We start from the raw sequence: 25799 nt of genomic DNA, 5'->3' as shown, positions 1-25799 counted from the left end.
ATGAAAAGGATGATTGCGCTGGATGGTGCACAGGGCGAAGGCGGCGGGCAGATCCTGCGCTCGGCGTTAAGTCTGTCGATGATAACCGGTAAGCCGTTTACCATCACAGGCATTCGTGCCGGACGGGCGAAACCGGGGCTGTTGCGCCAGCATCTGACCGCGGTAAAGGCGGCGACGGAAATTTGCGGAGCTATAGTAGACGGCGCGGAACTGGGTTCGCAGCGCCTGGTCTTCCGGCCCGGTAATGTGCGTGGCGGCGATTATCGCTTTGCTATCGGTAGTGCCGGAAGCTGCATGTTGGTGCTGCAAACGGTGTTGCCTGCGCTGTGGTTTGCCGATGGACCTTCTCGCGTAGAAGTCAGCGGTGGCACCGAAAACCCGTCGGCGCCGCCCGCGGGTTTTATCTGCCGCGTGCTGGAACCTCTGCTGGCACAAATGGGGATTCATCAGCAAACCACGCTGTTACGCCACGGTTTTTACCCTGCCGGAGGCGGTGTGGTGGTAGCGGAAGTCACGCCCGTGGCATCACTAAACGCGTTACAACTGGGCGAGCGGGGCACCGTTATGCGATTACGCGGCGAAGTATTATTAGCTGGTGTGCCGCGGCATGTCGGAGAACGTGAACTCGTTGCGCTGGCAGCCAGTTTTTCGCTGTATGAGCAGAATATCCATCTCTTGCCGCGTGAGCAGGGACCGGGAAATACCGTCTCGCTAGAAGTGGAAAGCGAAAATATTACCGAACGCTTTTTTGCCGTCGGTGAAAAGCGCGTCAGTGCCGAAGTGGTAGCAGCGCAGTTGGTTAAAGAAGTGAAACGTTACCTGGCAAGTCCGGCGGCAGTAGGTGAATATCTCGCAGATCAACTGGTGTTGCCCATGGCGTTGGCGGGTGCGGGGGCGTTTACGGTCGCGCATCCCTCATGCCATCTGCTGACCAATATCGCGGTGGTGGAACGGTTCTTACCTGTGCGGTTTACTCTGACTGAAACAGACGATGTAACGCGAGTTAGCGTTGAATAATGCAGGGATGTAAGTCGGAGCAGGAATGTTATCTGACCAAACTTACACCCCATATCCCATCATCTTCAGCAGTTTCTGTGCGTGCTGTACCGCAGCCTGACGGTGGGCAACGCCGAGTTTCTGATACAGATTGCGGATATGCGTTTTGATGGTGGTCGCTGCCACTTCCAGTTCGCCCGCAATTTGTTCATTGCTGTAACCGGAGTAAATCAGCCCCAGCACCTGCCATTCGCGTTGGGTCAGCGGGCTGGTACGGATAAGTTCCGGCACTTCCGGGTGATTTAGCAGACGTTCGACAAAGGTCTCGTCAAAGTGAGCGAACTTATGCCGGTGATGTTGGTTTATTTCCCGCAAAATACGCTGCGCGCGGTGCTGTTCCAGTTCCGGCAGCGTATTGAGTTGAATCAGTTGGCGTAACTGCTGCGCCATGGCTTCGCCTTCGATGACAAAGTGACTGATAAATCCTGTGCGATTCGCCAGTTTTAATGCGTCCAGCAATACGCGCTGGGCGTCACTTTTCCGCCCTGCCTGCCAGTACAACTGATTGAGTAAAAGCAGGTTGCGGTTCAGGTCGCTCATCAACCGCAGACTGCGGGCGTTTTCGTTGAGTTCCTCGAGGACAATTTCCGCAGGTTCAAACTCGCCCAGCAAGATTTGTGCACGGGCAATGTTGCGCCATTGACCTTGCAGGAAGTGGTTATTGGCAAACTCCGGCTTCGCAGTATGGCGCAACCAGTTTGCTGCGGCGGCTTTATCGCCGGTCATCTGCCAGTAAATAACGCGAACTTTGTTGGCGTTAGAGATCCAGTCGCTGTGATATTTGCCATTCCCCAGCAGGTTTTCCAGGCGGTTAAGTTGGCTACGGGCGTTATCCAGATCGCCACGAGCCAGCGAACATTGAATTAACATTGCCAGACACTGGAGCTGTTGCTGTGGCTGATAAGACGATAAGACTTCAATTCCACTACGCGCCGAGGCTTCGGCTTCATCCAGCCGTGCCCATGCCCATAACAGTTGCGCGCGGATACGTACTAAAAATTCATGCATCGGCAACTGTTCCAGATGCTGTTCGTTAATCAACTGGAACGCTTTTTCCTGCGTTTCCCACGCAGTTTGCAGGAATCCTTGAGCAAACAGAATTTCGCTTTGCTGAATCAGACTCCACAAGGCGTAGTGCCAGACATCGTGCTGACGCGCCATCTGCTCAGTTTGTTGCATTAATGCCAGCGAGCGGGTCAGCTCACCTTTACAGTGCAACACTTCGCCAAGCACAGAGGTCGCAACAATGCGGCTATAGAACCAACCCGGAGGCAGATCTTCCAGAGCCAGTTTTGCCAGTCGTTCGGCTTCTTCCGGATTACCGTCGTTAATGGCCACCTGGGCGCGCAGGGCGTTGAACTCTGCATGCATGGTGCCTTCTCTGATGTCCTGGAGCTCGTGTTCGGCTCGCGCCAGCAGGGTGTTCACTTCGCCGTAGCGATGTTGGCTTTGCATCAACCAGGCCTGCAATAACACCAACTGTGGATTTTCCAGCAGACTGTCCCACGGCAGGGCTTTGAGTGACTCTTCCAGCAGCGACAGTTCACTATGGTTGAACAGGCTCCAGGCGTGATTAAGCAAAATATCGCGCAACATCAAAGCATCGCCTGCCGCCAGCGCATGATGAATAGCTTCGCTGGGAAAGCCTTGTGCCATCCAGCTTTCTGCGGCGGCACGGTGGATTTCTGGCAGCTCCGCCGCCAGCTCCCACTGGCAGCGTTGGCGCAGGAAGTTACCAAACAGCGGGTGATAGCAGAACCATTCGCCAGTATCATCCATCCGTTGCAAAAACAGCCCCTGGCGCTCAATCTCTTCAAGACGCATTTGCCCGTTTTCTTCGCCGGTCACGCGGGTGATTAGCGCATCATTCATTGAGCGCAAAATGGCGCTTTTTAGCAGGAAATGGCGTGTCGCCAGATCAACGTTATCTAGCACTTCATCGACCAGATAATCAGAAAGATGGCTGGCATTGATGCCCGCCAGACGGCGCGCTGATTTATGGGCCGAGTGGGTATTTTGCCGCGCAGAGAGCGCGATTAGCTGCAACGCCGTCGCCCAACCGGACACATCATCGCAAATCCGACCGCTTTCGGTCGCTTCAATCGGTGATGACAGACGACAATCAAAAAACTGCTTGGCTTCCTGATGGGTAAACGCCAGTTGCTGGCTGCCAATTTCTAATAGTTGTTCACGTACGCGCAGATTGGCAATGCCCAATTGCGGAAGATTGCGTGACAGCACCACCAGGGTGAGATTTTCTGGTTGATGGCGAATGAAGAAGCGCATGGATTCGTGGATAACCGGATTGGTGATCAGATGGTAATCGTCAATCACCAGGAAAAGTGGGCTATGCCATTCCGCCAGCTCAATGAAAAGCTGGGCAAACAGTGACGTCAGGCTGGCATACTGCCGTTTTTGCGTCATTGTTTCACTGATGACGCAGTGCCCGCTGGTTGCCTGTTGCACAGCGGCAATCAGATAGCTGGCGAAACGTTCTTGCTGGTTATCGCCGTCATCAAGCGAGTACCAGCCCAAATCGTTTTTTCCTGCCGCCCATTGGGATATGAGTGTTGTCTTTCCGTAACCAGCAGGACTTGTGATCAGCACCAGCCTGAAGTTGTTCGCGCCGGAAAGTTTAGCCAGCAGGCGCTCACGAACCACAGTATGGTCGAGTCGAACCGGACGACTTAATTTTGACGGAATCAGCATAGTTAATCACTTCACTGTGGAAATTGAGGAAATATTATTTTTTTTGCGCTTCGTAATTAATAGTTATAAGTTCGGCCAGAAACCTGTGCAATGCAAGCGATGACAATTTTTTATGTGTCTGAATTTGCACTCTGTCACAATTCCAAACGTTTATTAATGCCTCATCTTAAAACAACGCAAATGCAGTGTGGATATTGGATCTTAGGGTGTTTTCCCTTAATCCAAAAGGTTCATTAAAGCAATGAAACCTCCTTAATTCCTGATGAAAGGTCTCTCTGGAAAGATGATCTTAATAAATCTATTAAGAATGAGATGCCCTTTGATGGATATTTCATTGTTGAAACTATTTCGCCGCTTTACTTAATTTATAGAGTTACTTTCCGCTTTTTGATAATACGCAACGGCCATTTCTGACTGTTAATAACAGGTTTTCTGCGCTCTCTGGCACTGAGCTGATACTTTTGCAGTTGATTGCACTACCTTTAAGTGGGCGCGCTCACATTTTCTTGCTCATCCCCGTCACTCCTCCCCGCCTAATCCCCCGTAGGATGAGGAAGGTCAACATGGAGCCTGGCAAACTAACGATAACGTTGTGTTTAATATCTAAGAAAACTGGAACTCCTATGTCACAACCCATTTTTAATGAAAAGCAATTTCAGGAAGCCCTGTCACGCCAGTGGCAGCGTTATGGTTTAACTTCAGCGGCTGAGATGACCCCTCACCAATGGTGGCTGGCTGTGAGTGAAGCGTTGGCGGAAATGCTGCGGGCCCAGCCTTTTGCCAAACCGGCGGCGAATCAGCGTCATGTTAACTACATCTCAATGGAGTTTTTGATTGGTCGTCTGACAGGCAACAATCTGTTAAACCTCGGCTGGTATCAGGCTGTTCAGGATTCATTGAAGTCTTATGACATCAACCTGACAGACCTGCTGGAAGAAGAGATCGACCCGGCGTTGGGGAACGGTGGCCTGGGGCGTCTGGCTGCGTGTTTCCTCGACTCAATGGCAACCGTTGGGCAGTCAGCTACTGGCTATGGTCTTAACTACCAGTATGGTCTGTTCCGTCAGTCCTTTGTCGGTGGCAAACAGTCTGAAGCGCCAGACGACTGGCATCGTGGCAACTATCCGTGGTTTAGCCATAACGAAGCGCTGGATGTGCAGGTGGGCATTGGCGGCAAAGTGACGAAAGATGGACGCTGGGAACCGGAATTTACCATTACCGGGCAAGCGTGGGATCTTCCGGTGTTGGGCTACCGTAACGGCGTAGCACAGCCGCTACGTTTGTGGCAGGCGACTCATGCTCATCCGTTCAATCTTACCAAATTTAATGACGGTGATTTCCTGCGTGCTGAACAACAGGGCATCAACGCGGAAAAACTGACTAAAGTTCTCTATCCAAACGACAACCATACCGCCGGTAAAAAATTGCGCCTGATGCAGCAATACTTCCAGTGCGCCTGTTCGATTGCTGACATTCTTCGTCGCCATCATCTGGCGGGGCGTAAACTGCACGAGCTGGCGGATTACGAAGTCATTCAACTTAACGACACACACCCGACTATTGCCATTCCTGAACTGCTGCGTGTGCTGATAGATGAGCACCAAATGAGCTGGGATGACGCCTGGGCAATCACCAGTAAAACCTTCGCTTATACCAACCATACCCTGATGCCAGAAGCACTGGAGTGCTGGGATGAGAAGCTGATTAAAGCGCTGTTGCCACGCCATATGCAGGTAATCAACGAAATCAATAACCGCTTTAAGAAGCTGGTGGAACAAACCTGGCCGGGCGACAAGGCGGTATGGGCGAAACTGGCGGTGGTACATGACAAACAAGTTCGTATGGCCAATATGTGTGTGGTTAGCGGCTTTGCGGTGAATGGCGTGGCGGCGCTGCACTCGGATCTGGTGGTGAAAGATTTGTTCCCGGAATACCACCAGTTGTGGCCGAACAAATTCCATAACGTCACTAATGGTATTACTCCGCGTCGCTGGATCAAACAGTGCAACCCGGCACTGGCGGCGCTGCTGGATAAATCGCTGAAAAAAGAGTGGGCTAACGATCTCGATCAGTTGATTAATCTGGAAAAATTCGCTGATGACGCGAAATTCCGCCAGCAATATCGCGAAATCAAACAGGCGAATAAAGTTCGTCTGGCAGAGTTTGTAAAAGCGCGTACTGGTATTGAAATCAACCCGCAGGCAATTTTCGACGTCCAAATTAAACGTCTGCACGAGTACAAACGGCAACACCTGAATCTGCTGCATATTCTGGCGTTGTACAAAGAGATTCGCGAAAACCCGCAAGCTGACCGCGTACCGCGCGTGTTCCTGTTCGGGGCGAAAGCCGCGCCGGGCTACTATCTGGCGAAGAACATTATTTTTGCGATCAATAAAGTGGCTGAAGTGATCAACAACGATCCAAAAGTGGGTGACAAGCTGAAAGTGGTGTTCCTGCCGGATTACTGTGTCTCGGCGGCGGAAATGCTGATCCCGGCGGCGGATATCTCTGAGCAGATCTCGACTGCTGGGAAAGAGGCTTCTGGCACGGGCAATATGAAACTGGCTCTTAATGGTGCGCTCACTGTCGGTACGCTGGATGGCGCAAATGTCGAAATTGCTGAAAAAGTCGGTGAAGAAAATATCTTTATCTTCGGTCATACCGTGGAGCAGGTTAAGGCATTGAAAGCGAAGGGCTACGATCCGCTCAAATGGCGTAAGAAAGACAAGCAGCTCGATGCAGTATTGAAAGAGCTGGAAAGCGGTAAATACAGCGACGGCGATAAACATGCGTTTGACCAGATGCTGCACAGTATCGGTAAGCAGGGCGGCGATCCATATCTGGTGATGGCGGATTTCGCAGCCTATGTAGAGGCACAAAAGCAGGTGGATGTGCTGTACCGCGACCAGGAAGCCTGGACACGCGCGGCGATCCTCAATACCGCCCGCTGCGGTATGTTTAGCTCGGATCGCTCTATTCGCGATTATCAGGCTCGTATCTGGCAGGCAAAACGCTAAGGAAGCTCGATGGAAAGCAAACGTCTGGATAATGCCGCGCTGGCGGCGGGGATCAGCCCCAATTACATCAATGCCCACGGTAAACCGCAGTCGATTGGCGCCGAAACCAAACGGCGTTTGCTTGACGCGATGCATCGGAGTACCGCCACGAAAGTGGCGGTAACGCCAGTACCCAACGTCATGGTGTATACCTTCGGTAAAAAAATGCCAATGGCGGTGGAGGGCAGCGGCGAATTTAGCTGGCTGCTGACTACCGAAGAAGGAACACAGTACAAAGGCCACGTGAGTGGTGGCAAAGCCTTCAATCTTCCGGCGAAGCTGCCGGAAGGTTATCACACGCTGACGCTTACCCAGGACGAACAGCGCGCCCATTGTCGGGTGATTGTCGCACCGAAACGCTGCTACGAACCGCAGGCATTGTTGAATAAACAAAAACTGTGGGGCGCTTGCGTTCAGCTTTATACCCTGCGATCGGAAAAAAACTGGGGCATCGGTGATTTTGGCGATCTCAAAGCCATGTTGGTGGATGTGGCGAAACGCGGCGGGTCGTTCATTGGCCTGAACCCGATTCATGCGCTCTATCCGGCAAACCCGGAAAGTGCCAGCCCGTATAGCCCGTCTTCTCGCCGCTGGCTGAACGTGATTTATATTGATGTTAACGCCGTTGAAGATTTCCATCTTAGCGAGGAGGCGCAGGCCTGGTGGCACATGCCGACTACGCAACAGGCGCTGCAACAGGCGCGGGATACTGACTGGGTCGATTACTCTACCGTCACCGCACTGAAAATGACCGCACTGCGGATGGCGTGGAAAGTATTCGCACAACGTGATGATGGACAAATGGTAGCGTTTCGCCAGTTTGTTGCTGAACAGGGCGACAGCCTGTTCTGGCAGGCGGCGTTTGATGCGCTACATGCACAACAAGTAAAAGAAGACGAAATGCGCTGGGGCTGGCCAGCATGGCCCGAGATGTATCAGAACGTAGACTCGCCAGAAGTGCGTCAGTTCTGTGAAGAACATCGTGATGACGTCGATTTTTATCTCTGGCTGCAGTGGCTGGCCTACAGCCAGTTTGCCGCCTGCTGGGAGATAAGCCAGGGCTATGAAATGCCGATTGGCTTGTATCGTGACCTGGCGGTTGGCGTAGCGGAAGGTGGGGCAGAAACCTGGTGTGACCGTGAGTTGTATTGCCTGAAAGCATCGGTTGGCGCACCGCCAGATATCCTTGGCCCGTTAGGGCAAAACTGGGGTTTGCCGCCGATGGACCCGCATATCATCACCGCGCGCGCCTATGAACCGTTTATCGAACTGCTGCGCGCGAACATGCAAAATTGCGGCGCATTGCGAATTGACCATGTGATGTCGATGCTGCGTTTGTGGTGGATACCGTATGGCGAAACGGCGGATCAGGGAGCGTATGTTCACTATCCGGTGGATGATCTGCTCGCTATTCTGGCGCTGGAAAGCAAACGCCATCGCTGCATGGTGATTGGCGAAGATCTCGGCACTGTACCGGTAGAGATTGTCGGTAAGCTGCGCAGTAGCGGGGTTTACTCCTACAAAGTGCTCTATTTCGAAAGTGACCATGAGAAGACGTTCCGCGCACCGAAAGCGTATCCGGAACAGTCGATGGCAGTAGCAGCAACGCACGACCTGCCAACGCTGCGTGGTTACTGGGAGAGCGGGGATTTAACGCTGGGCAAAACGCTGGGGCTGTACCCGGATGAAGTAGTGCTGCGCGGTTTGTATCAGGATCGCGAGCTGGCGAAGCAAGGGCTACTGGATGCGCTGCATAAATATGGTTGTCTGCCAAAACGTGCCGGACATAAGGCATCGCTGATGTCGATGACGCCGATGCTTAATCGTGGTTTGCAGCGGTACATTGCCGACAGTAACAGCGCTCTGTTAGGGCTACAGCCGGAAGACTGGCTGGATATGGCGGAACCGGTGAATATTCCTGGCACCAGTTACCAGTACAAAAACTGGCGGCGCAAGCTGTCTACAACCCTTGAGACGATGTTTTCCGATGATGGCGTGAACAAGTTACTGAAGGATTTGGACAGACGGCGCAGGGCGGCAGGGAAGAAGACGTAGAGTGCGGTTAATGCCGGATGCGACGCTTGATGCGTCTTATCCGGCCTACTCATTAGAGCCGCCGGATAAGACATTCACGCCATATCCGGCAGTCAGTGTTATCAAATCACCATATTCAGCAGCAGGCAGCCTACCAGACCGCACACCGAGATAATGGTTTCCAGCATCGACCAGGACTTGATGGTCTCACCGATAGTCAGGTTAAAGTACTCTTTGAACAGCCAGAAGCCCGGATCGTTCACGTGAGAGAAAATCACACTACCGGAACCAACCGCGATAACCATCAACTCTGGGCTGACGCCAGTTGTTGCAATCAGCGGCGCAGCGATACCGCCCGCAGTAATTGCCGCAACGGTTGCGGAACCCAGCGCGATACGCAGTACGGCGGCAATAGACCAGGCCATCAGCAGCGGGGAAATATTGGTTTCGTGCATCATGGAGGCGATATATTTGTCCACGCCACTGTCTACCAACACCTGCTTGAACGCACCGCCACCACCGATGATTAGCAGCATCATGGCGATGATTTTGATCGAAGAAACCAGCGTGTCGTTAATTTGATCCATTGAGCGACCACGGTTCAGACCAAAGGTGAACATCGCGATTAGTACGGCAATCAGCGTTGCCATTACCGGGTCACCTAAGAACTCTGCTACCGGCAGGAAAGCGTGACCTTTCGGCAGGATCATTTCAGCGATGGCACGCATTGCCATCAGTACAACCGGAACCAGAGAAGTCCAGACGCTGACGCCAAAGCTCGGCATCTCTTCTTCACTAAAGGTTTTCGCGCTGTACAGGCCTTCCGGGATCGGCTTATCAATGCCTTTCAGCACGCGAGCGTAAACCGGACCCGCGAGAATAACGGTCGGGATTGCCAGAATAGTACCGTACAGCAGGGTTTTACCCATATCGGCATTGAAAATGGTTGCAATCGCAGTCGGGCCAGGATGCGGTGGCAGGAAGCCGTGGGTTACGGAAAGCGCAGCGGCCATCGGTACACCAACATACAGCAGCGGGATATTTGTAGCAGCGGCGATGGTAAACACCAGCGGCAGCATCAGTACGAAGCCCACTTCATAGAACAGGGCAAAACCGACGGTAAAACCGGTCAGTACCACTGCCCACTGAATGTGCTTTTTACCAAATTTGGCGATCAGCGTGGTGGCGATACGTTGTGCGCCGCCGCAGTCTGCCAGCATTTTGCCCAGCATTGCGCCAAAACCCATGATCAGGGCAAGGCTACCGAGCGTTCCGCCGACACCGGCTTTGATAGAGCCAATAACTTTATCCAGCGGCATCCCTTGCATTAATCCAACAGCAAGCGCCACCAGGACGAGAGCGATGAAGCCGTTCATTTTGAAGCGGATCATCAGGAGTAATAACAAGATTACACCGATAGCAACAATGACTAATGGCATGATTTACCTGGCCTTTAATTTGTTATGGGTAACGTCAGGTTTCTGACGACAAATCCTGGTTGTCCCAACTGGGAACAGAGATATAACGGCACCACGGCTGATGACTCCTAAAACGAATTAGTGTCGTCAAATGGTATGAGTGTGTTTGGTGTCCATGAGAATGATACGGGTAACATTATGCGCTTGAGAATCACCAGAGCGGGGTAAATTTAAATTATGAGAGGTTGGTCATATTATCATGGGGAAATGAAGGGATTAGATTTACTGAGGTAATGCCGTGCCAACGTCTGGCACATGTTCAACGTAGCCCGATAAGACGCTTTAGCGTCGCATCGGGCAATCTACAAAAGAGGGGGATAACTTAGTAGTAAGAGTGTTCGCCGCGCTGGTGTTCGGTGAGGTCACGTACACCTTTCAGTTCCGGGAATTCGTTCAGCAACTGCTTTTCGATCCCTTCTTTCAGCGTCACGTCGACCATGGAACAACCGTTACAGCCGCCGCCAAATTGCAGAATGGCATAACCGTCTTCGGTGATTTCCATCAGCGAGACACGACCACCGTGACCGGCAAGCTGCGGGTTAATCTGCGATTGCAGCATATACTCCACGCGCTCCATCAGCGGCGCATCGTCAGCCACTTTACGCATTTTGGCGTTCGGGGCTTTCAGCGTTAGCTGAGAACCCAGTTGGTCGGTAACAAAATCAATCTCTGCATCTTCCAGGTAAGGTGCGCTTAGTTCATCAACATACGCGGTCAGCAGGTCAAATTTCAGGGCAGTATCGGTGGCTTCTACGGCGTCTGGCGGACAATAAGATACGCCACATTCAGCGTTAGGCGTGCCAGGGTTAATCACAAATACGCGGATTTGTGTCCCTTCTTCCTGGTTTGCCAGCAGTTTGGCAAAGTGCGCTTGTGCAGCATCGGAAATACGGATCATAGTAATGGCCTAATAGTTGACTATTTTAGTTGGTTATAATACGCCCATCATCGAGGCTCTACAAGGTTCGACAAAGGCACCAGACCTGGACTGTCGCCGCACCATTGCGTAAAAGCAACTGCGCAATCTCTGCGACGGTACTTCCGGTGGTAACGACATCATCCACAATCACCATATGGCGACCTTGCACGGGCAATTCAAGGCGAAAGGCATTTTTCAGGTTGCGCTTGCGCAGCCGGGCACTGAGGAAATGCTGGGTCGCAGTGGCTCTTATACGCGTGACGGCGTCGCTATCCCATTGGCAGTGCAGCCAGCGCGATAAAGGCTGGCACAGCAAATCGCTTTGATTGAATCCCCGACGCCAGTGGCGGCGCTGCCATAACGGAACACTGACGATACGATCCGGCAGTTGTAATCCGGTAGTCCGATGGGCGTGTAAGACTTCTAATAGTAACAGACGTGACAGGCCGCTGGCGATTTCACTACGTCGCAAAAACTTAAGCTGGTGAATGAGCGGGCTTAATGGAGGTGCATAGTTGGCAACAGTGATCAGTCTTTGCTACGGTGGCGGTTTTTTCAGGCAGCGACCGCAGGGAAGATGTGAGTGTGAAGCCGGTAATCCACACTGCGGGCATAACGTTTTATGTGTACGTGCGGCGCGGGAGCAGACAGAACAGATTCCCCAATGACCTAACGCCAGCGGCATTCGGCATAGCCAGCATAATCCCGGTACTGTTAGCATATATTCATCCTTGTGAGTCAAAAGAGAACAATAGCGGATGAATAACATCTGGTGGCAGACCAAAGGTCAGGGGAATGTTCATCTTGTGCTGTTGCACGGATGGGGACTGAATGCCGAAGTGTGGCGTTGCATCGATGAGGAACTCAGCTCGCATTTTACGCTGCATCTTGTTGATCTGCCTGGCTTCGGGCGCAGCCAGGGATATGGCGCGATGTCGCTTTCTGACATGGCGGAATGCGTGCTGCAACGGGCACCGAATAAAGCCATCTGGTTGGGCTGGAGTCTGGGGGGGCTGGTGGCAAGTCAGATTGCGTTAACCCATCCCGAGCGTGTTCAGGCGCTGGTTACCGTAGCTTCGTCACCGTGTTTCAGTGCTCGTGACGAGTGGCCGGGGATAAAACCGGACGTGCTGGCGGGTTTTCAGCAGCAGCTAAGTGAAGATTTTCAGCGTACAGTGGAACGGTTCCTTGCACTACAAACGATGGGCACGGAAACGGCGCGTCAGGATGCGCGAGCGCTGAAGAAAACCGTTCTGGCGTTACCGATGCCGGAGGTTGACGTGCTTAATGGTGGGCTGGAAATTCTGAAAACGGTCGATCTCCGTCAGCCGTTGCAAAGCGTACAAATGCCGTTTTTGCGCTTATATGGCTATCTTGACGGTCTGGTGCCGCGCAAAGTAGTGCCAATGCTGGATGAACTATGGCCTCACAGCAAATCATATATCTTCGCCAAAGCGGCTCATGCGCCGTTTATTTCGCATCCGGATGAGTTTTGTCACCTGCTGGTGGCGTTGAAGCAGAGGGTGTAGGTGGTAAGTAAGGGCAAATTATTGTGAGTCGATTAAATTTACCAGTTTACCGAGTACCTTACTAATCAATGTTTCATCGGCAACGGTATGAAATTTAGCGCCACGGGCAATAAGATCGACAGCTTTTAGCTGGTGACAAAGCACAACGCCATGCAGGTTACCGGTTTGCGTATCATGGGGGAGGACGTTCACCGTCACCCCTGTGGAACGTGTTGCATTTGCCTCTGTTGAAATCGGACAGCACATAGCAACTTTTAAGACATTGTTGAGTTCTTTGTCTGTTACCACAATGCAATAATGTGGACCCCGAAGTTCATGCCCGGCAACCGGAGCAGGGTTAAAATACCAGATCTCACCACTATGTGGCGTCCGTGCCTTTACCATGCTTCATTACCTTTTTTCCCTTCTGCCCATCCTTCTGTCGACTGATTTAGCTCCGTAATTTCGCTTTCATCGATCTGGCTCAACAATTGCGCGACGGTAAGACGCCCACGCGGCTTGTGCTCTGTGGCGCGCAAATTAACGCTATCGCCTTTTTTCTCCACGGTAATCTCTGTGCCCGGTGACCAGCCAGGATCGGTGGCAAGATCTCGTGGGATAGTAACGATCATGGCTCCTCCTTGTTGCCGTAATCTTTCTGCAATAGTCATTAAACTCTCCTTTGTTTTATCAATGGATAATTTCTTTAAGCTCCTCCATCGTCAGGCTGGTAAATAAGATTATGTCTTCGTGGGGGATACCCGCTTTCAGCATCGTTTGGGCAATATCCAGGGCTTCCAGGCGTCGTCCTTGCTGTACACCTTGTTGTACCCCTTGACGATGTCCCTCCTGCCGCAATCTTTCCGCAATAGTCATTAAACTCTCCTTGTGTTTCGGTGAACGTTTGGCCACATCATCGATAAAATCGTTAAAACGTACCGCATCGCCTGTTTGTAGTATGTAATTAAACAGCCCTTTGATTTGTCTGTCATTAGCGTATCCACTACTTAATAAGCAGGCCATTTGCTCTACCAGTCCCATCAGGTCGCGTTGACGAATATGTTTTTGAATTAACTCCAGCAGCGCCATGCGTCGGTGTTGCATGATTTCATCATCAGGCATGACGGTGACATCAATCAGCGGAAATGCAGAGGCGTAAAGCTGCCTGGCCAGGTTGGGATCCAGCCAACACAGCGAATAGGGATAGGGGCTTTCAATACCATGGTAAAACAACAACGGCACCACCATCGGCAACGTTTTGTATCCGGCATCCAGGTGATTTTGCATTGCGGCAATGGCGTAACGCATCATGCGAAATGCGATCAGTTTGTTTGAGGTGCTTTGATGTTCAATCAGGCAATAGATGTATCCTGGTCCTTGCTCGGTTTTCACCGACCACAGCACGTCGGAGTAGCTTTCACGCAGATCGTCATCAATAAAACTGCTCGACTCCAGCTTGAGGGTTTTCATATCACAGAGCGCGTGAATGGGGGCCGGTAAATGGAACGCAAGAAAATCGCGCGCCGTGTCCGGTTGGCGTAAAAAGAGTTTGAACAGCGCATCGTGTGGGGTGGAACTCTGCTTTTTGCTCATGGCGTTCCTTCACCTGTTGTTTGAATGCCGCGACTCTACGCGCCACTCCACACCTGTGCATTAGCCAGTTTTCATCCCTGCGAGACTCTTTCAGAGGAATTTACGTCGTGCTGCAAGAGTTGCATTTTTATGGAAAGTGGCACGCAAAAAAGCCCGGTAGCAAACGCATACCGGGCTTTTCAAAACAGGTGGTGGAACAATGTTGTGGAACAATGTTAACGCAACGCCCACCACTCACGCAGACAGGCTTTTCCTTCCGGGCAGCTTTTGCAACTGCCGGAGAGGCAGCCGTCAGGTTCTTCCTGAATCCGCACGGCTTTGCCCATACTTTCCAGTTGTTGCAGCATTGCGTTAATCATCGGTTGTGGAGTGTTCAGCGTCTGGCTGATTTGGGCCGCTTCCATACGGCCCCGTAACGCCAGCAAATCACGCACCTGGATGAGCGAAGCCATTGCCGTATCCTTAGTGGCAATCGCCAGAGGTGCTGGCTGCGCAGCAACTGCTTACCGATTTGCGCGTTGCCAGCAGTTCGATATCAACCCGGCTACGCGCGCGACGCAGCAGGCCAATGACCACGATGTTAAACAGGATCACCGCCAGAATGCACACCAGACTGTAGGTTGGGTGCTGGCTGTAGCTGGCAACCTGATAGAACAAGGTGGCGAGCGAGTAAGCGATATTCAGCCCCCACAGGATGGAGAAGCCCATCCAGCCACGGCTTGATTCACGAGCGATGGCGCCCATTACCGAGATGCACGGTACATACAGCAGGACAAAAATCAGATAGCTGTAAGCTGCTGCCGCGCTACCGAATTTTTGATCCATCACGCCCATCGCCCCGGTGCCCATTTCACCGTCGCCTTTGCTGGCTTCAATTGGGTTCATCAGTACGCTAAGGCTAAAGGTGTCTTTCAGACTCTGCCAGGTTTCATCTACCGCGCTGAACAGCTCTTCACCAAGGTTGAATTCCGCCGGATTGAACTCTTCGTCCTGAATATTTTCTGCGGTGTAGAGGGTGTTGAGCGTACCCACCACCACTTCTTTCGCCATGGCACCCGTGAACAGGCCAACCGTTGCCTGCCAGTTATCTTCATGTACACCAATCGGCTTGAAGACCGGGGTGATCACACGGCTGACAGAAGCCAGCGCTGAGTCGTTGATGTTGTCGACGATTTTCCCGCTTAGCGAGAAGCTGTTGAAGGCACTCAGGAAAATACTGACGATGATAATCACTTTACCGGCGCGCAGAACGAAACCTTTCAGACGCTGCCAGGTCTGGATAATCAGGCTCTTAACGTGTGGTACGTGGTATACCGGCAACTCCATGACAAACGGCGTCGCTTCACCGCGCATGATGGTGTATTTGAGCATCAGGCCAGTCAGCACAGCCATCACGATACCCAGCATATACAGTGAGAACACAGCCAGCGCGCCGTTCTGCCCAAAGAACGCAGCCGCAAATACCGCGAAGATTGCCAGACGTGCGCCGCAGGACATAAATGGAGCCATCATGATGGTCATCAGGCGTTCACGCGGTGCATCAAGGGTTCGCGCGCCCATCACCGACGGCACGTTACAACCGAAGCCAACAATCAATGGCACAAAAGATTTACCCGGTAATCCCAACGCCTGCATCAGACGGTCCATCACAAACGCCGCACGCGCCATATATCCGGAGTCTTCCAGGAAGGAGAGGAACAGGTACATCATGCCAATTTGCGGCACCAGTGGCAGAACGGTGTTAATGCCACCACCCAGGCCCTGGGCGAGGAAGATAGTCAGCCAGTCCGGGAAGTGGAGTGTGTAACCAATCCACTGAATACCATGTACAAACAGCGCCACGGAACCGACGTCAAACAGCGGTTGTAGCGCCCCGCCGATATTGATAGCCAGCAGGAACATCAGGTACATCACAAAGAGGAAAATCGGCAGACCAAGGAATCGGTTAAGCACGATTTTATCTACGGCAGTGGTGAAACGGCTGGGTTCTGCCGTCAGGGTGTTGCTCACCACATCACAGATGGCGGCAATACACTGGTAACGCGCATCGGCAATGTGTAGCGCCGGATCGTCCATCTCATTACGCAGACGGGCGAGAGCAGCATCCAGATGCTGCGATGCTTCACCAGCGTAGGCGCGGCTGTAAATATCGCCTTCCAACATTTGCAGACCCAGCCAGCGGCGATGTTTCAGCGGGATGTCGGACGGCATCACTTTCGCCAGTGCGTCGGCTTCATTGATTAGCGGTTGGGCGTAATGCACCAGTTCTACATTCTCGTTGGCTTTGTAGCGGTCAATTGCCAGTTTCAGCGCTTCAATACCACGACCACGAGTGGAGACCAGTGGAACCACCGGGCAGCCAAGACGCGCCGCCAGGGCATCAATTTCAATGCGAATATTTTGCTTCTCGGCAATGTCGAGCATGTTCAGCGCCACGATGCACGGAATACCCAGCTCCAGTAGTTGCAGCGTCAGGTAAAGGTTACGTTCAAGGTTAGACGCATCCACCACGTTAATCAGCAGATCGGCATCGCCGCTTAAAATGTAGTGACAGGCGATTTGCTCATCCAGCGAAGTCTGCGAAGAGATGGTGGTCAGAGAATAAGTGCCGGGCAGATCCACCAGGGTGACCTGATGATCGGTAGTGGTGAACTGACCCTCTTTACGTTCGACGGTAACACCAGCCCAGTTTCCTACACGCTGACGAGCCCCGGTGAGCTGGTTAAATAAAGTTGTCTTGCCAGAATTTGGATTACCAATTAAGCCAATGGTTAATTTTTTCATTGTTATTCTCACCGTATTAACAGGAAACCGCTTCCACTTCTAATAAGGCCAGATCTTTTTTCCGTAATACCAGGCTTACACGACGGGTTTCGATATGAATAGGATCACCGAGTGGAGCGACGCGCACCACATTAAAAGAGGAGCCAGGTAACATGCCAAGAGAAAGCAGCTTCTGACGATATGCCGGGCTAATTTCACGGGAAAAGCCAGTGATTTTCCACGCAGTATCTGGGGTGTATTGCATAGGTGCCTACTTGTTTCTCGCTATACTCGTCATAATTCAAATTGCATGTGCTGCGGCTTCGGTCGCTCACCCCAGTTACTTACTGGAGTAAGTACCTGGGGACTCTCTCACTTGCCGCCTTCCTGCAACTCGAATTATTTAGAGTAAAACTGGTTAACTACCTCATGGGGCGTTTGACAGCGACATGAGACCAGATGATTCGCCAACGAAGGAGAGATTAAATAATCAACAGCACAATGATAATGAGAATGGTTTCTATCAGCAATACTTAAAATGTGTGCGAATGTTGGTTTAGATAATAATTTGCGCCAATGTTGATGTGGCTCAAGGTTATATCTGGGTCAAAATAAAATTCGAGTGACGAATTATTAGGGCGGCTTGATGTTTAATTAAGGTTTCAGTTGTTAATGATGTGATAAATATTAGCGGAATATATTGTGGTTTTGGCTGTGGAATAAAAATACCGGAGCCAGGCAAGTGCACGGACGGTCCCCTCGCCCCATCGGGGAGAGGGCTAGGGAGAGGGGGGAAAGTTGTGCCTGTTTTGACCCGTAAGCGAGTTTGTCAGCAATCTCAAATGCCGGAGATGTTCTCCGGCACTTTTATGTCAGTTAAGGCGTTTATTGCCAGATGCGGCGTGAACGCCTTATCTGGCCTACGAACCCGTGCAAAGCTGAACCGTAGGCCAGTCATAGTGTTTAACGCTTTTTACCCATTGCTGCTGCCAGCGCATCCATCATCGCGCTGTTACCGGCAGGCTGCGTTTCACGGCCACGCGGTTTTGCTGCCGGGCGGTTGTTTTGCGGACGATCGTTACCGCCGCCACGACGGACATTGGTTTCACCAGGCTGTTCGTCCAGGCGCATGGTCAGGGCGATACGTTTACGCTGGAGATCCACTTCCAGCACTTTCACCTTCACAATGTCACCCGCTTTCACCACGGTGTGCGGATCTTCCACAAACTTATTCGACAGGGAAGAGATGTGAACCAGACCGTCCTGATGTACGCCGATATCGACAAACGCGCCAAAGTTGGTGACGTTGGTGACTGCACCTTCGAGGATCATACCCGGTTGCAGGTCGTTCATTGTCTCGACGCCATCGGCAAACTGAGCGGTTTTAAATTCCGGACGCGGGTCGCGACCCGGTTTTTCCAGCTCTTTGATAATGTCGGTTACCGTCGGCACACCGAATTTCTCATCGGTAAAGTCAGAGGCTTTCAGGTTACGCAGTTCGCTGCTGTTACCCATCAGATCTTTCAGTGCCTGTTGCGTTGCCGCCAGAATGCGTTCGACCACCGGATAGGCTTCCGGGTGAACGGTAGACGCGTCCAGCGGGTTATCGCCGTGGTTAATACGCAGGAAGCCCGCACACTGCTCGAAGGCTTTAGGCCCTAAACGGCTAACTTTTAACAATTGCTGACGGTTTTTGAATTGCCCATTCTCATCGCGCCAGGCAACGATGTTTTGTGCCATCATGCGCGTCAGACCCGCCACGCGAGTTAACAGCGGAACAGAAGCGGTGTTGAGATCGACGCCAACGGCGTTTACGCAGTCTTCCACCACTGCATCCAGTTTGCGAGCCAGTTGTGTCTGGCTGACGTCATGCTGATACTGACCCACGCCGATGGATTTCGGATCGATTTTCACCAGCTCCGCCAGCGGATCTTGCAAACGACGGGCGATAGATACCGCGCCACGCAGAGAAACATCGAGATCCGGGAACTCCTGTGCTGCCAGTTCGGAAGCAGAGTAAACCGATGCGCCTGCTTCGCTGACGATCACTTTTTGCGCCGTCACTTTCGGGAACTGCTTCTGAACGTCGAGATAGAAACGCTCGGTTTCGCGGGAAGCCGTACCGTTACCAATCGCCACCAGTTCAACGTTATGTTTTTCGCACAGAGCAGCAACGGTCATCGCTGCTTTTGCGGCCTGCCCGGTGTGCGGATAAATGGTGTCGGTTGCCACCAGTTTACCGGTCGCATCGACTACCGCTACTTTTACCCCGGTACGCAGACCCGGATCGAGGCCCATCGTCGCACGCAGCCCGGCAGGAGCCGCCATCAGCAGATCATGCAGGTTACGGGCAAAAACGTTGATTGCTTCATCTTCTGCGCGTTCGCGCACGGTGCCCATCAGTTCGGTTTCCAGATGCATCAGCACCTTGATGCGCCAGGTCCAGCTCACCACGCCCTTGCGCCAGCTATCCGCCGGAGCATTGTTCAGGCGCAGGCCGAGGTGATCCATAATGATTTGTTCGCAATAGCTCTCTTTCGGTGGCTCGTCGAACTGCGGATCGGCATTCAGCGAAAGCTGGAGTACGCCTTCATTACGCCCACGGAACATCGCCAGCGCGCGGTGAGAGGGCACCGTTGACAGCGGTTCGTGATGATCGAAATAGTCGCGAAATTTTGCCCCTTCCTCTTCTTTACCGCTCACTACGGTTGAGACCAGATGTGCGTTCTTCCACAGATAATCACGCACTTTCGCCAACAGGGCGGCATCTTCGGCAAAACGTTCCATCAGTATATAGCGCGCGCCGTCCAGCGCGGCTTTGGTATCCGCTACGCCTTTATCAGCATCAACAAATTGCGCAGCGGCAATTTCCGGCGTTTGCGATGGATCGTTCCACAACAGGTCAGCTAACGGCTCAAGACCTGCTTCAATGGCGATTTGCCCACGGGTGCGGCGTTTAGGTTTGTAGGGCAGATAGAGGTCTTCGAGTTCGGTTTTGCTCAAAGTGGCGTTGATGGCATTCGCCAGCTCATCGGTGAGTTTACCTTGCTCAGAAATGGACTTGAGGATCGCCTGACGTCTCTCTTCCAGCTCGCGCAAATATCCCAGACGCGTTTCCAGATTACGCAACTGCGTGTCATCCAGACCGCCGGTGATTTCCTTACGATAACGTGCGATAAACGGCACGGTATTCCCTTCGTCAAGCAGGCGAACGGCGGCTTCAACCTGTTCCGGGCGCGCCTGAATTTCACCCGCAATAATGCGGCAGAACGAATCATTCATCATGGTTTGAGTTCATCTTTTCGGATCAAAAATCAGGGGATAGTTATACGGACTGGCTGGCAAAAATGCCAGCCATCGGCAGGAGGTTAAGACTCTTCCTTACGGTTTCACGTACTCGATGGCATTAACATACCAGCTCGCTTCCCCGGCAGGGGTATTCACCACCGCCAGATCGCCAACCTCTTTTTTCAGCAATGCGCGGGCCATTGGGGAATCAATAGAGATGTAATCTTTACGGCCAAAAATTTCATCGTAGCCGACGATACGAAAACGGTGGGTAACACCATCGTCGTTTTCAATCTCCACCCACGCGCCAAAGAACACTTTGCCTTCCTGCTGCGGGGAATAATCGACGATTTTGAGATTTTCCATGCATTTAGTGAGGTAGCGCACGCGGCGGTCGATTTCACGCAGGCGCTTTTTATTATACTGATAGTCAGCATTTTCGCTGCGGTCGCCCAGACTTGCAGCCCAGGTCACCTTTTTTGTGACCTCGGGGCGTTCTTCACGCCAGAGATAATTGAGCTCTTGTTTGAGTTTTTCATACCCTTCCCGGGTAATCAGGGGCGTTTTCATCTCGTTGATTCCCTTTGTCTGTTTGATAATGCGCACATTGGGTATAACGTGATCATATCAACAGAATCAATAATGTTCCGCCGAATAAATTGTATACTTAAACTGCTGTTTAATATGCTTTGTAACAATTTAGGCTGAAATTTATACCAGATTTAGCTGGTGACGAACGTAAGCTTTTTTAAGAATACACGCTTACAAATTGTTGCGAACCTTTGGGAGTATAAACAATGCAAGAGAACTACAAGATTCTGGTGGTCGATGACGACATGCGCCTGCGCGCGCTGCTGGAGCGTTATCTCACCGAACAAGGCTTCCAGGTTCGAAGCGTCGCTAATGCAGAACAGATGGATCGCCTGCTCACCCGTGAATCTTTCCATCTTATGGTACTGGATTTGATGTTACCTGGTGAAGATGGCTTGTCGATTTGCCGACGTCTTCGTAGCCAGAGTAACCCGATGCCGATCATTATGGTGACGGCGAAAGGGGAAGAAGTTGACCGTATCGTTGGCCTGGAGATTGGCGCTGACGATTACATTCCGAAACCGTTTAACCCACGTGAACTGCTGGCTCGTATTCGTGCGGTACTGCGTCGTCAGGCGAACGAGTTGCCGGGCGCGCCGTCGCAGGAAGAAGCGGTAATTGCTTTCGGTAAGTTCAAACTTAACCTCGGTACGCGCGAAATGTTCCGTGAAGATGAGCCGATGCCGCTCACCAGCGGTGAATTTGCGGTACTGAAGGCGCTGGTCAGTCATCCGCGTGAGCCGCTCTCCCGCGATAAATTGATGAACCTTGCCCGTGGACGTGAATATTCCGCAATGGAACGCTCCATCGACGTGCAGATCTCGCGTCTGCGCCGCATGGTGGAAGAAGATCCGGCGCACCCACGTTACATTCAGACCGTCTGGGGTCTGGGCTACGTCTTCGTGCCGGACGGTTCTAAAGCATGAGGCGATTGCGCTTCTCGCCACGAAGTTCATTTGCCCGCACGTTATTGCTCATCGTCACCTTGCTGTTCGTCAGCCTGGTGACGACTTACCTGGTGGTACTGAACTTCGCGATTTTGCCGAGCCTTCAGCAGTTTAATAAAGTCCTCGCATACGAAGTACGTATGTTGATGACCGACAAACTGCAACTGGAGGACGGCACGCAGTTGGTTGTGCCTCCCGCTTTTCGTCGGGAGATCTACCGTGAGCTGGGGATCTCTCTCTATTCCAACGAAGCTGCCGAAGAGGCCGGGCTGCGTTGGGCGCAACACTATGAATTCTTAAGCCATCAGATGGCGCAGCAACTGGGCGGTCCGACGGAAGTTCGCGTCGAGGTCAACAAAAGCTCGCCTGTCGTCTGGCTGAAAACCTGGCTGTCGCCCAATATCTGGGTGCGTGTGCCGCTGACCGAAATTCATCAGGGTGATTTCTCCCCGCTGTTCCGCTATACGCTGGCGATAATGCTGTTGGCGATAGGCGGCGCGTGGCTGTTTATTCGTATTCAGAACCGACCGTTAGTCGATCTCGAACATGCGGCTTTGCAGGTGGGTAAGGGGATTATTCCTCCGCCGCTGCGTGAATATGGTGCTTCGGAGGTGCGTTCGGTTACCCGTGCCTTCAACCATATGGCGGCTGGCGTCAAGCAACTGGCGGATGACCGCACGTTGTTGATGGCAGGGGTGAGTCATGACCTGTGCACGCCGCTGACGCGTATTCGCCTGGCAACGGAGATGATGAGTGAGCAGGATGGCTACCTGGCGGAATCGATCAACAAGGATATCGAAGAGTGCAATGCCATCATTGAGCAATTTATCGACTATCTACGCACCGGGCAGGAGATGCCGATGGAGTTGGCCGATCTTAATGCCGTGCTTGGTGAGGTGATTGCTGCGGAAAGTGGCTATGAGCGGGAAATTGAAACCGCGCTTGAGCCGGGCAGCATTGAAGTAAAAATGCATCCGCTCTCCATCAAACGCGCAGTGGCAAATATGGTGGTGAACGCCGCCCGTTACGGCAATGGCTGGATTAAAGTCAGTAGCGGTACGGAGCCGAATCGCGCCTGGTTCCAGGTGGAAGATGATGGTCCTGGTATTGAACCAGAGCAGCGTAAGCACTTATTCCAGCCGTTTGTTCGCGGCGACAGCGCGCGCACCATTAGCGGAACGGGGTTAGGGCTGGCAATTGTGCAGCGTATCATCGATAACCATAACGGGATGCTGGAGCTCGGCACCAGCGAGCGAGGCGGGCTTTCCATTCGCGCCTGGTTGCCTGTACCGGTCACGCGAGCGCAGGGCACGACAAAAGAAGGGTAAAAAAATGGGAGGCGATGAGCCTCCCGTTTTTTTCGCTTCTAATACATTATGCTCACAACACGAGAATATAGACTCATCGTGTTGATAAGATTATTCAACTTCCATATTGCTACTTACATTGCAAAAACCAACTTGATGAAGGTGAGCTATTTCACGAACTTTTTTCAATGCGTCATCTGCTACAGACCAGCTAAATGCCATATAGATAATATTTTTTCCAATTGAATAGTCGGTCAAATAAACATCTAATCCTGACTCATCCAGCTTATCGAACTGTTCGTCATCGGGGGCATCCGACCCATTTAAATTAGGGAAGGTTTGAATCAGAGTTGAGTAAAAATTTCTAAGGGCGGGGCTGCTTATTTCTGAATTATTGTAGTCGTGTTGTTCACTCCACGAAGTTTGCTTCTCATACCATTCCATAAAAACAGCCGGATCTTGTGGGGCTGCACTACGTTCAAACACCATTAAATCGTAGCTCATTGATGCTTCCTTTCTACTATAAAAAATCCCCCGTATCTTGCGAAACGGGGGCTTTTGTCTCTTAACTTAACTGATTACAGCTTCGGGCCAGCAGCGACCAGCGCGGCACCCGCAGGGGTGTCGGTGTATTTATCGAAGTTGTCGATAAACAGTTTCGCCAGCGTTTCAGCTTTTTCCTGCCACTGTTCCGGGGAAGCGTAGGTGTTACGCGGATCGAGGATCTTCGTATCTACGCCCGGCAGCTCGGTTGGGATCGCCAGGTTAAACATCGGCAGGGTGAAGGTTTCTGCGTTATCCAGCGAACCGTTCAGGATGGCATCGATAATGGCGCGGGTATCTTTAATGGAGATACGTTTGCCAGTGCCGTTCCAGCCGGTGTTAACGAGATATGCCTGCGCACCCGCCGCCTGCATACGTTTCACCAGCACTTCTGCGTACTGAGTCGGGTGCAGCGACAGGAATGCCGCGCCGAAACAGGCAGAGAAGGTTGGCGTCGGTTCGGTGATGCCACGCTCAGTACCGGCCAGTTTGGCGGTGAAGCCTGAGAGGAAGTGGTACTGGGTTTGATCGGCAGTCAGGCGAGAAACCGGCGGCAGTACGCCAAAAGCATCTGCGGTCAGGAAGATCACTTTAGTCGCGTGGCCCGCTTTGGAGACTGGCTTAACGATGTTTTCGATATGATAGATCGGATAAGAAACGCGGGTATTCTCGGTTTTTGAACCATCATCAAAGTCGATAGTGCCATCTTCACGCACGGTGACGTTTTCCAGCAGCGCATCGCGACGGATGGCGTTGTAGATTTCGGGTTCTGCTTCTTTCGACAGCTTGATGGTTTTCGCGTAGCAGCCGCCTTCGAAGTTAAATACGCCGTCATCATCCCAGCCGTGCTCGTCATCGCCAATCAGGCGACGTTTCGGGTCGGTGGAAAGGGTGGTTTTACCGGTGCCGGAAAGGCCGAAGAACACCGCAACATCGCCTTTCTCGCCAACGTTGGCGGAGCAGTGCATGGAGGCAATGCCTTTCAGCGGCAGCAGGTAGTTCATCATTGAGAACATCCCTTTCTTCATCTCACCGCCGTACCAGGTGCCACCAATCAACTGCATGCGCTCAGTCAGGTTAAACGCAACGAAGTTTTCAGAGTTCAGACCCTGTTCTTTCCACTGCGGGTTGGTGCACTTCGCGCCGTTCATGACGATAAAGTCTGGTTTGAAATCTTCCAGCTCTTCATCACTCGGGCGAATAAACATGTTCTTGACGAAATGCGCCTGCCAGGCCACTTCGGTGATGAAACGCACGGAAAGGCGAGTGTCCGGGTTAGCGCCACAGAAAGCGTCAACGACAAACAGGCGTTTGCCGGAAAGCTGTTTGGTCACCAGGCCTTTCAGATGCTGCCAGGTTTCCGGAGAGAGAGGTTTGTTGTCGTTCTTACCTTTGCCTTTGTCGGCCCACCAGAAGGTATCGCGGGTAGTATCGTCACGGACGATATACTTATCTTTTGGTGAGCGGCCGGTGAAGATCCCGGTATCGACGGCAACAGCACCCAGGTTAGTTAACACCCCGCGCTCATAACCGGTCAGGTTTGGATCAAGCTCTTCCTGATACAACAGATCATAGCTTGGGTTGTAAACGATATCATGTACGTCACTGATACCATAAGCCTCGAGTTCTTGCGGGGTCAAACCATTGTTAACGCGCATTTCACTGCTCCTTAGCCAATATGTATTGCCTGAATAGTAAAGTCTTTTTGGGGGTGTTAACCGCGACAAGGCTCATAGATTTACGTATCTGGAGAAATTCATATTTGACAAAAAACTCCGTGATTCCTGTCACGAAACGGTTGCTATTATCGCAGAAATAGCATTCCCGGTGTGGAAAATGTTCTTAAAAGGTTAAAAATTGGTTTATATGGCAGGGATATTGTGAGCGTAATCGCATTCATTTATGAAACTGATGAAAATTCAATAGATAAAGTATCGATTCACCACGCTAACTTTTTTTGATTATTTTCTGAAAAAAGCAAATTAGTCCTGCCTGGATGCGATAATT

Annotated in this window: 19 protein-coding genes and 1 pseudogene; 6 read left to right on the top strand and 14 right to left on the bottom strand. The window is 52.0% G+C overall.

Annotated elements, in window-relative coordinates:
* Entirely contained in the window at positions 1-1017 is a 1017-nt protein-coding gene (rtcA, locus tag C1192_RS14970) for an RNA 3'-terminal phosphate cyclase (protein WP_001517239.1), read from the top strand.
* 42 nt (positions 1018-1059) lie between these two features.
* On the opposite strand, the gene malT is transcribed toward rtcA, so the two are convergent.
* Entirely contained in the window at positions 1060-3765 is a 2706-nt protein-coding gene (gene malT, locus C1192_RS14965; RefSeq protein WP_000907051.1) for an HTH-type transcriptional regulator MalT, read from the bottom strand.
* 623 nt (positions 3766-4388) lie between these two features.
* On the opposite strand from malT, the gene malP reads away from it, so the two are divergent.
* Together malP and malQ are read left to right on the top strand one after the other, a co-directional pair.
* Positions 4389-6782, top strand: a complete 2394-nt coding sequence (gene malP, locus C1192_RS14960) for a maltodextrin phosphorylase (protein WP_000081932.1) — start codon at positions 4389-4391, stop codon at positions 6780-6782.
* 9 nt (positions 6783-6791) lie between these two features.
* Positions 6792-8876, top strand: coding sequence for a 4-alpha-glucanotransferase (malQ, locus tag C1192_RS14955; protein ID WP_000444296.1), 2085 nt, complete (start codon positions 6792-6794; stop codon positions 8874-8876).
* Between the two features lie 101 nt (positions 8877-8977).
* On the opposite strand, the gene gntT is transcribed toward malQ, so the two are convergent.
* The 3 genes and pseudogenes from gntT to gntX all read right to left on the bottom strand — a co-directional run bounded on the left by gntT (position 8978) and on the right by gntX (position 11973).
* Entirely contained in the window at positions 8978-10294 is a 1317-nt protein-coding gene (gene gntT / locus C1192_RS14950) for a gluconate transporter (RefSeq protein WP_038355342.1), read from the bottom strand.
* 361 nt (positions 10295-10655) lie between these two features.
* Positions 10656-11231, bottom strand: coding sequence for a Fe-S biogenesis protein NfuA (gene nfuA / locus C1192_RS14945; protein WP_000619389.1), 576 nt, complete (start codon positions 11229-11231; stop codon positions 10656-10658).
* A 58-nt stretch (positions 11232-11289) separates the two neighbouring features.
* Positions 11290-11973, bottom strand: a pseudogene (gene gntX, locus C1192_RS14940) (DNA utilization protein GntX).
* 37 nt (positions 11974-12010) lie between these two features.
* On the opposite strand from gntX, the gene bioH reads away from it, so the two are divergent.
* Positions 12011-12781, top strand: a complete 771-nt coding sequence (gene bioH, locus C1192_RS14935; protein WP_001060066.1) for a pimeloyl-ACP methyl ester esterase BioH — start codon at positions 12011-12013, stop codon at positions 12779-12781.
* Positions 12782-12799: 18 nt separating this feature from the next.
* On the opposite strand, the gene C1192_RS14930 is transcribed toward bioH, so the two are convergent.
* The 8 genes from C1192_RS14930 to greB form a co-directional block, all read right to left on the bottom strand.
* Positions 12800-13165 (bottom strand): type II toxin-antitoxin system PemK/MazF family toxin, encoded by a 366-nt coding sequence (locus C1192_RS14930; protein WP_038355343.1) that lies wholly within the window; start codon positions 13163-13165, stop codon positions 12800-12802.
* Positions 13159-13431 (bottom strand): AbrB/MazE/SpoVT family DNA-binding domain-containing protein, encoded by a 273-nt coding sequence (locus C1192_RS14925; protein WP_032141466.1) that lies wholly within the window; start codon positions 13429-13431, stop codon positions 13159-13161. Before C1192_RS14925 ends, C1192_RS14930 begins: the two co-directional genes overlap by 7 nt.
* A gap of 19 nt (positions 13432-13450) precedes the next feature.
* The gene (gene rpnA, locus C1192_RS14920) at positions 13451-14353 is read right to left on the bottom strand and encodes a recombination-promoting nuclease RpnA (RefSeq protein ID WP_038355344.1); all 903 of its coding nucleotides are present in this window, start codon (positions 14351-14353) and stop codon (positions 13451-13453) included.
* A 215-nt stretch (positions 14354-14568) separates the two neighbouring features.
* Complete coding sequence (gene feoC / locus C1192_RS14910) at positions 14569-14805, bottom strand: [Fe-S]-dependent transcriptional repressor FeoC (protein ID WP_000157586.1); 237 nt, start codon at positions 14803-14805, stop codon at positions 14569-14571.
* Between the two features lie 10 nt (positions 14806-14815).
* Complete coding sequence (gene feoB, locus C1192_RS14905) at positions 14816-17137, bottom strand: Fe(2+) transporter permease subunit FeoB (RefSeq protein WP_000737036.1); 2322 nt, start codon at positions 17135-17137, stop codon at positions 14816-14818.
* A 16-nt stretch (positions 17138-17153) separates the two neighbouring features.
* Entirely contained in the window at positions 17154-17381 is a 228-nt protein-coding gene (gene feoA / locus C1192_RS14900; protein ID WP_001200455.1) for a ferrous iron transporter A, read from the bottom strand.
* A 698-nt stretch (positions 17382-18079) separates the two neighbouring features.
* Positions 18080-20401 (bottom strand): Tex family protein, encoded by a 2322-nt coding sequence (locus C1192_RS14890; protein ID WP_000980770.1) that lies wholly within the window; start codon positions 20399-20401, stop codon positions 18080-18082.
* A gap of 96 nt (positions 20402-20497) precedes the next feature.
* On the bottom strand, positions 20498-20974 hold the full coding sequence (gene greB / locus C1192_RS14885; protein ID WP_001517234.1) for a transcription elongation factor GreB: 477 nt from the start codon (positions 20972-20974) through the stop codon (positions 20498-20500).
* Positions 20975-21201: 227 nt separating this feature from the next.
* Here greB and ompR point away from each other — a divergent pair, with 227 nt between their 5' ends.
* Together ompR and envZ are read left to right on the top strand one after the other, a co-directional pair.
* Positions 21202-21921 (top strand): osmolarity response regulator transcription factor OmpR, encoded by a 720-nt coding sequence (gene ompR / locus C1192_RS14875; RefSeq protein WP_001157751.1) that lies wholly within the window; start codon positions 21202-21204, stop codon positions 21919-21921.
* Positions 21918-23270, top strand: a complete 1353-nt coding sequence (gene envZ, locus C1192_RS14870) for a two-component system sensor histidine kinase EnvZ (RefSeq protein ID WP_038355345.1) — start codon at positions 21918-21920, stop codon at positions 23268-23270. The genes ompR and envZ overlap by 4 nt, the downstream gene beginning before the upstream one ends.
* Before the next feature lie 90 nt (positions 23271-23360).
* Here the strand turns inward: envZ and C1192_RS14865 are convergent, their stop codons facing one another.
* The gene (locus tag C1192_RS14865) at positions 23361-23753 is read right to left on the bottom strand and encodes a hypothetical protein (protein ID WP_038355346.1); all 393 of its coding nucleotides are present in this window, start codon (positions 23751-23753) and stop codon (positions 23361-23363) included.
* 74 nt (positions 23754-23827) lie between these two features.
* Positions 23828-25450 carry a phosphoenolpyruvate carboxykinase (ATP) gene (gene pckA / locus C1192_RS14860; RefSeq protein WP_001517232.1) on the bottom strand — a complete coding sequence of 541 codons (1623 nt, stop codon included), beginning with the start codon at positions 25448-25450 and terminating at the stop codon, positions 23828-23830.
* Positions 25451-25799 lie beyond the last annotated feature (349 nt).

Origin of the sequence: Escherichia marmotae (assembly GCF_002900365.1) — a bacterium.
GTDB classification, from domain to species: domain Bacteria; phylum Pseudomonadota; class Gammaproteobacteria; order Enterobacterales; family Enterobacteriaceae; genus Escherichia; species Escherichia marmotae.
The sequence above is the reverse complement of the archived record's forward strand: the minus strand, read 5'-3'. Positions and strand labels throughout refer to the sequence as shown.